Annotated in this window: 9 protein-coding genes; 4 read left to right on the forward strand and 5 right to left on the reverse strand. The window is 74.3% G+C overall.

Translation table 11 applies throughout. From position 1 onward, the window contains the following. The first annotated feature begins 60 nt into the window (after positions 1-60). Both ACZ6KO_RS18685 and ACZ6KO_RS18690 read left to right on the forward strand, forming a co-directional pair. A complete protein-coding gene (locus tag ACZ6KO_RS18685; protein ID WP_469305073.1) occupies positions 61-798 on the forward strand; it encodes a hypothetical protein in 738 nt (245 codons plus the stop codon). A 153-nt stretch (positions 799-951) separates the two neighbouring features. Then, positions 952-2,070, forward strand: coding sequence for a serine hydrolase domain-containing protein (locus ACZ6KO_RS18690; protein ID WP_469305074.1), 1,119 nt, complete (start codon positions 952-954; stop codon positions 2,068-2,070). Positions 2,071-2,135: 65 nt separating this feature from the next. Here the strand turns inward: ACZ6KO_RS18690 and ACZ6KO_RS18695 are convergent, their stop codons facing one another. Beyond that, positions 2,136-3,455: a GntR family transcriptional regulator gene (locus ACZ6KO_RS18695; RefSeq protein ID WP_469305075.1), complete on the reverse strand. Its 1,320-nt coding sequence runs from the start codon at positions 3,453-3,455 to the stop codon at positions 2,136-2,138. 46 nt (positions 3,456-3,501) lie between these two features. On the opposite strand from ACZ6KO_RS18695, the gene ACZ6KO_RS18700 reads away from it, so the two are divergent. Beyond that, on the forward strand, positions 3,502-4,911 hold the full coding sequence (locus ACZ6KO_RS18700; RefSeq protein WP_469305076.1) for an MFS transporter: 1,410 nt from the start codon (positions 3,502-3,504) through the stop codon (positions 4,909-4,911). A gap of 103 nt (positions 4,912-5,014) precedes the next feature. Beyond that, a complete protein-coding gene (locus ACZ6KO_RS18705) occupies positions 5,015-5,938 on the forward strand; it encodes a phenylalanine 4-monooxygenase (protein WP_469305077.1) in 924 nt (307 codons plus the stop codon). Between the two features lie 265 nt (positions 5,939-6,203). Here ACZ6KO_RS18705 and ligA read toward each other — a convergent pair whose 3' ends face one another. The 4 genes from ligA to ACZ6KO_RS18725 all read right to left on the reverse strand — a co-directional run bounded on the left by ligA (position 6,204) and on the right by ACZ6KO_RS18725 (position 10,471). Then, positions 6,204-8,315 carry an NAD-dependent DNA ligase LigA gene (gene ligA, locus ACZ6KO_RS18710; RefSeq protein WP_469305078.1) on the reverse strand — a complete coding sequence of 704 codons (2,112 nt, stop codon included), beginning with the start codon at positions 8,313-8,315 and terminating at the stop codon, positions 6,204-6,206. A gap of 72 nt (positions 8,316-8,387) precedes the next feature. Beyond that, positions 8,388-8,909, reverse strand: coding sequence for a GNAT family N-acetyltransferase (locus ACZ6KO_RS18715; protein ID WP_469305079.1), 522 nt, complete (start codon positions 8,907-8,909; stop codon positions 8,388-8,390). Positions 8,910-8,923: 14 nt separating this feature from the next. Continuing rightward, positions 8,924-9,442, reverse strand: a complete 519-nt coding sequence (locus tag ACZ6KO_RS18720) for a mycothiol transferase (protein ID WP_469305080.1) — start codon at positions 9,440-9,442, stop codon at positions 8,924-8,926. Between the two features lie 105 nt (positions 9,443-9,547). After that, a complete protein-coding gene (locus ACZ6KO_RS18725) occupies positions 9,548-10,471 on the reverse strand; it encodes a hypothetical protein (RefSeq protein ID WP_469305081.1) in 924 nt (307 codons plus the stop codon). Between the last annotated feature and the right edge of the window lie 20 nt (positions 10,472-10,491).

Raw genomic sequence — 10,491 nt, forward strand, 5'->3', positions numbered from 1 at the left:
GGGCGGCCGATCGGCGGATCCCCCGGTGCGCGCCGTCCCCGGCGGCGCCAGGGTGGCGCCATGGACGAGTGGTGGACGCGCAACATCGTCGAGCCGGGGAAACTGCCCCTCCTCATCGCGCTGACCGCCTTCGTGGTGACCTTCGCCGTCACCCGGGTCATCACCCGGATGATCCGGGCCGGGAAGGGGCCGTTCCGCAACGTCACCCCCGGTGGTCTGCACGTCCACCACGCGGTGCCCGGGGTGGTACTGATGACCGTCGGCGGCTTCACGGCGATCGGGGGCGGCCGTGCGGGGTGGGGCGCGGGCTTCGCGGCCCTGCTGTTCGGCATGGGGGCGGGGCTGGTCCTGGACGAGTTCGCGCTGATCCTGCACCTGAGTGACGTGTACTGGACCAAGGAGGGCACGGTCAGCGTGGAGGTCGTGATCATGACGTCCGCCCTCGCCGCCCTGCTGCTGTGCGGTTTCCTGCCCTTCGGGGTCGACGGCCTGACGGATGACGAGCAGCAGAGCCGGCTGACCGCGGTGGGCACGGTCGTCCTCAATCTGCTGCTGGCCGTCGTCGCGCTCTTCAAGGGCAAGCCGCGGCTGGCGGTGCTCGGTGTGATCGTGCCGCTGATCGCGCTGGTGGGCGCGGTGCGGCTGGCGCGGCCCACGTCACCGTGGGGCCGGCGCTTCTACCGCTCCCGGCCCCGGGCGCGGGCCCGCGCGACCAAGCGCGCCTTCCACCACGACCGCCGCTGGAGCGGGCTGCGACGCCGAGTGGACTACTTCATCGGCGGCGCGCCGAACCACTGAACCCGCCCACCGGTCCTCGCCCCGTGCGGCATCCGTGCGACATCCGTGCGGCCTCTAGGGGGAGTTCCCCGGGGGCGGACCGGGGACATCCCGGGGGCGGACCGGGGACATCCCCGATGGGCCGCCGAGCGGGCGGCCGCCACAGTGGTACTCATGACGAAGTCACCCTTCCCCCGTCCCTCCTGGATCGTCCTGGCCGCAGCGGGCGCCGCTCTGGTCACGGTCACCGCCGCCCTTCCCGCCGGCGCCGCCCAGGTGCCGGGCGGCGGTTCCCCCACCACCGCGGCGGCCGCCGTCCGTGACCGGCAGACGGACCCGATCGACCCGGCGGCGCTCCAGGCGTCCCTCGGCACCCCTGCCGACGGGCTGTTCTCCGGCGCGATGGCCCGGGTGGGCGGGCGCGAGGGGCGGTGGACCGGCACCATGGGCGCGGTCTCCGCCGATCCCGACGCGTCCTTCCGGGTGGGCAGCATCAGCAAGTTGTTCACGTCCACGGTGGTGCTCCAGCTCGTCGCCGAGGGCCGGCTCTCCCTCGGCACGCCCATCCAGCGCCTGCTGCCCGGCACCTTGCCCGCCCATTGGGAGCCCATCACCGTCGAGCAGCTCCTCAGCCACACCAGCGGTCTCCCCCGGGCCGCGTGCTGGGACGCGAACGCCGTCTACACCCCGGCGGACTTGGTCAGGACGGTCACCGAGTGTCCGCAGGCCGGCGAGCCCGCCACCGGAGCGGACATACCGCAGGTCTACAACGGGGTGAACTACTTCCTGCTCGGCATGGCGATCGAGAAGGTCACCCGGCACTCCTTCGCCGACGAGGTCACCCGCCGCATCACCCGCCCGCTCGGCCTGCACCACACCTATGTCCCCGCGTGGGGCGAGACCGGGCTGCGCGCCCCCGCGCTCGCCCCGCACCTCCCGGCGGCCGACCCGTGGCCGTGGGCGGAGGGCGGCATGGTCTCCGACGCGCCCGATCTGGAACGGTTCCTGACGCAGCTGCTGCGCGGCCGACTGCTGCCGCCCGCGCAGCAGAAGCTGCTCTTCGAGCTGCCGCGGCACGCCGAGCGCGGGTTCACGCGGGGTGGCGTGCAGTACGCCAAGCTCCCGGACGGTACCGAGGTCTACGGCAAGTCCGGTTCGTACGGCGGCTACACCAACGGTGTCTTCGCCACCCGCGATCTGCGCCGCTCCGTGGTGTACTCGCTGGTCCCGCTCACCACGGAGCAGCGGCGGATCGAGGAGCGGTACCTGGGCATAGCGGCCGCCGCGTTCTGACCGGGTGGGCGCCCGCCGGGCCCCGGGCCGCCTTCCGGACCCCGGGCCGCCGCGGCGCGGGCACCTCAGCCGCCGTACGTCGCCTCGGATTCGCCCAGCACCGCCGCGAAGTCCGCGGCGAGCCCGGGTGCGTCCGCCTCGTCCAGGGTGGCGGTCGAGATGCGTACCGCCGCGGGGCTCTCGATCCGGAAGCGGGTCCCGGCCGCCACCCACCAGCCGTGCGTGCGCAGTCCGTTGACCACGGCCGACTCGTCGCGCGTCGGCACCCATACGTTCAGCCCGCTCGCGCCGTACGCGGCGATCCCGTTCGCGCCCAGGGCGTCGATGAGGGCCGTGCGGCGCCGGGCGTAGACCTCGCTGCCCCGCGCCACCAGCGCGTGCGTCGCGGGGTCGGCCAGCGACCGGGCCGCCGTCTCCTGGAGGACGTGGCTGACCCAGCCCGACGTCAGCAGCATCCGCCCGTCGTGGCGTGCCAGCGTGGTGGCGTCGCAGGCCAGGGCCGCCCAGCGCAGGTCGATGCCCAGGTGCTTGGAGGCCGTGCGGACCTGGGCCCAGCGCGGCAGGCCGCCGGTGGTCAGCGAGTGCAGCGGTACGCCGGCGATGTCCGCGTTGTGGTCGTCCTCCACCACCAGTACGTCAGGGAACGCCTCCAGTACCGCCAGGAGCTCCGCACGGCGCGCGGCGGTGAAGCGGGCGCCCCGCGGGCTCTGCCCGCGCGGGCTGCACAGCACCGCCCGCGCCCCGGCGCGCAGCGCCCGTCCGAGCGCGTCGGCGCGCATCCCGTCGTCGTCCACGGCGACCGGCAGCATCCGCAGGCCGAGCGCCGGCACCAGGTCGAGGAGGTGGTGGAAGCCCGGATCCTCGACGGCGACGGCGTCGCCGGGGCGCAGTTCCACCGACAGCAGCCGCGCGATGCAGTCCAGCGCCCCGTGGGCGAAGGTCACGTGCGCGTCGGGCACCCCGTCGCGGGCGAACCAGGCACGGGCGAGCTCCTCCAGGGCGGGCAGCCGCGGATTGCCGCGGCGCGATCCGTACACCGGGACGATCCGTCCGGGCGGCGTCAGGACGGGCAGGAAGGCCGGATCGGGATGGCCGCCCGCGAGGTCGCGTATCCCCTCGGGCACCCGCGGCGGCCGCCGCGATCCCACGGCGGGCGTGGGCGCCACGACCGTCCCGCCCCGGCCCCGGGTGACGACGATGCCGCGCCCGCGCAGCTCCTTGTAGGCCGTGGCGACGGTGCCGGGGCTGACGCCCAATTCGTCGGCGAGGCGGCGTACCGGCGGCAGCGCGGCACCGGGGCCCAGGCCCCCCTCGGCGACGGCTCGCTCGACGGACGCGGCGATTTCCCTGGCGTTCGCACCACTGAGCGCATATTGTATTGCCACGTTACGAAGTATGTATCAATACAAAAGCTCGCGTCAAGGGGGATCCGTGACAGCACGGGGAATGACGGCCGCACTCGACTCCCGGCTACCCGGCGGCCCCGACGGCCGCCGCATGCTGTGGATCGCGCTCGTCGACAAGACCGGCACCGGTCTGTGGGCGGGCACGGCCGCCCTGTACTTCACGACCGTCGCCGGACTCGGTATCGCCGAGGTCGGCCTGCTGATCTCCCTGTCCGGCGCCGTCGGCATCGCCGGCTCGCCGATCGCCGGGCGCGTCGCCGACCGGATGCCGCTCACCCGGCTGCTCATCGCGCTCCAACTGCTGCGAGCCCTGGCCGCCTTCGCCCTGCTGACCACCGACGCCTACGGGCTGCTGCTGCTCTACGCCGCGGTCGGCAGCCTCGGCGACCGGGCCGCCGGAGTCGTCACCAAGCTGTACGCCACCCGGGTCAGCGGCCCCGACCGCGTCCGCTACCAGGCCGTCAACCGGACCGTCTCCAACGTCGGGTTCGCCCTCGGCGGCCTCGCCGCGGCGGCCGCCCTCGGCATCGGCACCAGCGCCGCCTACCGCTCCCTGCTCATCGGCGACGCCGTGTCCTACCTCGTCGTCGCCCTGCTCACCCTGCGCTGCGGCAATCCCTCGGCGCCGTCCCGCATCGCCGCCGCGTCCGGTGAGCCACGGCCGGCCGAGCCGACGAGTCCCTGGCGGGACCGTACGTACCTCCTCTACACCGCCACCGACGCCGTCCTGTCCCTGCACGACTCGGTGTTCCGCGTCGGCATCCCCCTGTGGATCGTCCACGCCACCGCGGCACCCGAAGGGCTCGCGCCCGCGCTGATGGTCCTCAACAGCGCCCTCGTCGTCCTCTTCCAGGTGCCGCTCGCCCGGTTCGGTGCCACCACGGCGGCCGCGCGCGGCCTGCTGCGCCCGCTCGCCGCCACGTTCGTCCTCGGCGCGCTGGCCCTCGCGGCCTCCACGGCGGGCGGGCCCTGGGCGGCGTCCGTGGCCCTGACCGTCACCGCGGTCACCCTCACCCTCGCCGAGATGCTGCACGCCCTGGTGTCCTGGGAGCTGTCCGTCGCGCTCGCGCCCGCCGGTGCCCAGGGCGCGTACCTGGGTGTCCACGGACTGGCGCAGTCGGCGCAGCGCAGCGGCGGTCCGCTCGCCGCGACCGCGGCCGTCGCCGCCGGGCCCGCGGCCTGGGTGGCCATGGGCGCGGCGCTGGCGGCGACCTGCTGGGCGCAGCACCGGCTGGTCCGCGACCGCCTCGCCGGGCAGCCGACGCCCCCCGAGGCGGAGGCACCGCGGAACCCGGATCCGCAGGGCCCGGATGCGAAGGGCCCGGATGCGAAGGGCCCGGATGCGAAGGGCCCGGATGCGCAGCGCCCGGATCCGCAGGGTCCCGGGACGCTGGACGCCGGGACGGGGAGTCCCGCCGCCGACTCCAGGGCGTGAATCCCCGCACCGCCGGGGTCACTCACTCGTCCGGCTGGGACCCGGTGCGATGTACCCGGTGGCCGGGGCGGGCCGGTCCAGCATGGACTTCATGATCGATCCGATGCCCCAGACCCCTCTGACGCCGGACGGCCGGCTCGGTCCCGCCACCGGCCATCCCGGCTTCAGCGACCCGGCCTACCTGCGGCGGCGGGAAGCCGTCGCCGCGCTCGCGCGCGGTCTCGCCGTGGGCGCGCCGTCGCCGCACGTGACGTACACCGACGAGGAACACGCCACCTGGCGCACCGCCCACGCGGCCCTCGCCGCGGCGCGGCGCGACCGGGTGTGCCGACGGGTGACCGAGGCGCTGGGGCGGGCCCCGATCCCGGCCGACCGGGTACCCCAGCACGCCGAGGTCGGCGACCGGCTGCACGAGTCGACCGGGTTCCGGTTCACCCCGACGGGCGGGTTCGTGCCGAACCGGCGGTTCCTGGGCGCGATGGCCGACGGGTTCTTCCACGCGGTGCAGTACGTCCGCCATCCGCGGATGCCGCTGTACACGCCCGAACCGGACGTCCTGCACGACGTGTTCGGGCACGGGGCCCACCTCACAGACCCGTGGTTCGCCGACCTGTACCGGACGGTGGGCCGGGCGGCGGCGCGGGTGACGTCCGACGACGCCCTGGACCTGATCAACCGGGTGTACTGGCACAGCCTCGAGTACGGCGTCGTACGGGAGGCGGGGGAGGTCAAGGCGTACGGGGCGGCCCTGCTGTCCTCCTCCGGCGAGCTCCTGCGCTTCCGGCGGGCGGACATCCGGCCGTGGGACATCGCCGACATGGTCGCGCTCCCGTACCAGGTGGCCGGGTACCAGCCGACCCTGTACGCCGTCGAGAGCATGACCCATCTCGCCGACGCGCTGCACGACTTCCTGGACACCTTCGACGAGAACGCGCGCGAGCGCCACCGGCTGCCGCCGCTGGCCGACCGTGGCGTCACGGCCCGCCCCATCGCCCGCGAGACACGTCCCGGCGGCGTCCGCGCCTGATCTAGTGCCGTGACCGGAAAGGTTCACCGTGTCACGGCCCCCGGCACGGCACCTCGCCGCGTTGTCGGACCGCGCAAGTACGTCCAGTACGAGCCGCGGCCCTCCGCCTTGCGATGCACCGCACCGGAAACCGCGACCCGGCAAACCTTTCCGGCCACGGCACTAGCGGCCCGCGGGAGGTGCGGGATGCGGGTGGCGTGCCGGCCGGGCCCCGGAGACGGCCCGGCGAGCCGGACCGGCGAACCGGAACCGGCCCGGAGCCCCGTCAGGCCAGGTGCTCGCCGAGGAGATCGGCGAACTCCTGCTCGGTGAGGATCCGCGTGCCCAGCTGCTGGGCCTTGGCCAGCTTGGATCCGGCGTTCTCCCCCGCCACCAGGATCGTGGTCTTCTTCGACACGCTGCCGGAGGAGGTCCCGCCCGCCGCCTCGATCAGCTCGTTCATCCCGGTGCGGTTGCGGCCGGCCAGCGGGCCCGTCATCCCGCCCGTGACCACCACGGCCTCGCCGGCCAGCGGCCCCCCGCCCGCCGAACCGGCGCCCCCGGCCCCGTCGGCGTCCGCCGTCCCGTCCGCCGCGGTGCGCTCCGCGACGCCCGGTTCGGTCAGGTTCACCCCGGCGGCGGCCAGCTTGTCGATGACCGGTCCCATCGCCGCGATGTGCGCGGCGATCTTCGGTGCGTTGGCGCCGGGCAGCTTCGGGACCTCGGCCAGTGCCTCGGCGTCCGCCGCGCGGATCGCGTCCATCGTGCCGAAGTGACGGGCGATCTGCCGGGACAGGGTACGGCCCGTACGGACGATCCCCAGCGCGCAGAAGACCCGGTTCAGAGGCTTGTCCTTGGCGGTGGCGATCTTCTCCAGCAGGGTGTCGGCGCGCCGCTCGCTCCGGGTCGCCGTCACCAGCTGCTCCCGGGTGAGGGTGAACAGGTCGGCGACGTCCGCCACCGCGCCGGCGTCGACCAGGGCCTCGATGAAGGTGACGCCCAGGCCGTCGATGTCGAGCTGGTCGCGGCCCACCGCGTACCGCAGGGAGGCCAGCAGACCGCAGCCGCCGCCCGCTCCGTCGGCGCACTCCCAGCGCTCGCCGGAGGTGTCGATGGCTCCGGCGCACTTCGGGCACGCCTCGGGGAACACGATCGGGGTCTCGGAGCCCGTCCGCAGGTCGACCACGGGGGCCTCGATGCGCGGGATGATGTCGCCCGCCTTCCAGACGGTGACGGTGTCGCCGATCATCATGCCGCTGTCGCGTATGAACGCCGGGTTGTGGAGGGTGGCGTACTGGACGATGCTGCCGTCGACCTCGACCGGTTCGAGGACGGCGCGGGGGGCGATGATGCCGGTGCGCCCGACGTTCCACTCGACGCCGATGAGCCGGGTGTGCCGTTCGACGGCGGGCAGCTTGTAGGCGATCGCCCAGTGCGGATGGCGGGTGGCGAAGCCGGCCCTGGTCTGCTCGGCGGTGTCGTCGGCCTTGACGACCACCCCGTCGATCCCGAACGGCAGGCCTGCGCGCAGGGCGGCGATCTCCTCGACGCGGCACTGCACCTCCTCCAGCGTCGCGCGCACCACCAGGCCGGCCGCGCCGGCGGCGGTGGCCGTGGTCTGCACACCGGCCTCGGCGACCTTGGCCATGAGGGCCGCGTGGGAGGTCTGGGCGCCGAAGGTCTCGTCGTCCTCGGCCGCCACGACTCCGTACGCGAAGAAGGTCGTCTCGATCACGTACGGCCGGTCCTTGGCCCGCAGGGTGCCGGCCGTGCCGTTGCGCGGGTTGGAGAACGGCTTGGCCCCGTGGGCCAGGCGTATCTCGTTGGCGCGGGTGAACTGCCGGTGCGTCATGAGGACCTCACCGCGCACCTCGACCGTGGCGGGCACGGTCAGCCGCTCCGGCAGGCCGACGACGGTCCCGACCGCGTGGGTGATGTCCTCGCCGTGCGTGCCGTCGCCGCGCGTGATCAGCTGGACCAGCCGGCCCTCCCGGTAGCGGGCGGCGATGGCCGCGCCGTCGAGCTTCGGCTCGACCGCGTAGCCTCCGGCGACCGGGTCGCCGCCCAGCCGACGGACCAGCGAGGCCTCCCACTTGACCAGCCCCGTGGCGTCGAAGACGTTGTCCAGGGAGAGCATCGGGGTGCTGTGCGCGACGTCGCCGACCGGGGCGGCGCCGCCGCCGACCTTGCCCGTCGGCGAGTCGGGGCGGGTGTGCTCGGGGTGCGCCTCCTCGTACGCGGCGATGCCGCGCGCCAGCAGGTCGTACGCGGCGTCGTCGAGGGCCGAGTCACCGGCACCGTAGTAGGCGGCGGCCGCGGCGAGGGCGGTGTCCACCGCCGCGTCGTACTCGTCACGGGTGGTGGCCACGGGCGCGGGAATCGCGGTCGTCGTCGTCATGTCAGTGATCCTCCCGCACACCACTGACATAGCCTCTGACCTGCACTTTTACGGCGCTCCGGCCGCCCCGGATCAGCCGGCGGCCGCGGCCAGGGGACGGCGCATGCACTGGCGCGGCCACCGGTCGAGGCCGTGGTGCGCCTCGCGGGCGCGGATCTCGCTCAGGCCCGGGGGCAGGGTGTCCTCGTCGAGTGGTTCGAAGCCGCAGCGCGCGTAGTACGGGGCGTTCCACGGGACGTCCGTGAACGTGGTGAGCGTCAGGGCCGGGACCCCCTCGGCCGCCGCGCGGTGCGCCAGGTGGTCCAGCAGCCGGCGGCCGATGCCGCGGCGCGCGCTGTCCGGGTGCACCGAGACCTGCTCGACGTGCAGATTGCCGTCGACGCGGTCGGCGATCAGGTAGGCCACCGGGGCGTCGCCGTCGTCGGCCGCCACCCAGGCGAGCCCGGCCCGCACGTAGCGGGCGAGCTCGTCGAGCGGCAGCGGTTCGTCGTCGGCGATCTCCGCCATGCCGATGTCGCGGAAGCACCGGCCGGCGGCCCTCTCGATGTCCTGGAGCAGGGGCAGTTCGGCGGTGTGCACGGCTCGGATCCTCATGGCCCCAGTGTCGCTCATGCCCCGCGGCGGCGGTGCAGGGCGCCGCGGACGTAGGCCGCCTGGCCGGCGTGCTGGAGGTCGTCGCTCAGTACGCTGACCAGCCGGACGCCCAGGGTGACCGGCGGGTCCCAGGCCTCGTCCACCACGCGCTCCAGGTCGGCGGCGGCCAGGCCGCGCACGAAGGCGAGGGTCTGGTCGTGGACCGCGTCCAGGTAGCCCAGCAGCAGTTCGCCCGACGCGACGCGGACCTGGCCGACCTGCCGGGCGGTGTGGCCGTACCCGGTCGCCGCCGCGGGGAAGGGCAGGGCGAACCGCTCCGCCCAGCCCTGCGCGTGCCAGACCTGCTCGCGCCGCGCGGCGTCGGCCACGTGGTCGTCCTGGACCCGGGTCAGGTGCCACACCAGCCAGGCGATGGAGTTGGCCCCCGGGTCGGGGCGGGCGGCCAGTTCGTCCGCCGAGAGCCCTTCCACCACCTCGTGCACCACCTCCCGGATCCGTCCGAATCCGTCGGCCAGTACCTCCGTAGCCTTCATGCGGGGTCCCCTGCTCGGTAAGTTACGAGGTCAGGGCACCACCATGCGGGACCGGGGGCGCGGCGGCGGGCAGGCGCCACCGCCGCGGCGCCATCGGCCGGCCGGCTACGGCTTGAGGTTGACGTACACGTTCGCGCTGCCGAACTGGTAGGTGCCGGTGTCCGGGTCCTTGCCCTGCACGCCGGCGTACACGGTCGTCCGGCCCTTGACCAGCGGGTGGCCCACTTCGGGCGTGTGCACCGTGACCGGCGCCTTCCACGGGATCCGCTTGCCGGGGACGCAGTCCACCTCGACGCCGTAGTTGCCGATGACGTACGTCGGCTGCTCCTGGCGGGCCGAGCCGCCCACGTGCAGCCGGGCCGGCTTGGTGCAGGTGACCGTACCGCTGAGGGTGGTCGTGCCCTTGGTCAGCTTGGCGCCGGTGTTGACGGTGACGGCGAGCTGCATCGGCTTGGGCGGCGCCACCGAGGTCACGTGCAGGGAGCCCCGCAGCTCCGAGCGGTCGTCGCAGTCCTGGCGGTAGTCCAGGACGAGCTTCCTGACCGTCCTGCCCTCGCCGAACTCCAGCTCCTTGACCGTGAAGGAGCCCTCCAGGGTCTTGCAGCCGCCGTAGTACCCGTTGACGAACATGCCCGGTGCGTCGACGGTGGCGCCCGGCAGCTCGGGGGCCCTGACCGCGTTCACGTACGAGCCCACCGCCAGCTGCTGTCCGGCGGGCGCGGCGAACTCGGCGGTCCAGACGTCGCCGGGGCGGTTGACGACCACGCGCACGGAGTTGTGGTCCGCCGAGGCCGTGGCGTCGAAGGTGTCGTTGTACTCGGCGCCGTACCAGCGGGCCTGGTCGTCGAAGCCGTCGCCCTGGTCGCCCATCCAGTTGAAGTCGCCGTCGGCGACGGGGGCGGCGTGCGCGGTGCCGGCCCCGGCGAGCGTGGCCGTCAGCGGCAGGACGGCGGCGATCGCCAGGGCGGCGGCGGTCCGGCCGGAGCCGGAACGGTGGCTGCGGCCGCGCGCGGGCATGCGGAATGACATGGTGTGTTCCCCCCGTGGTG

Source organism: Streptomyces sp. NPDC042102 (assembly GCF_055582305.1).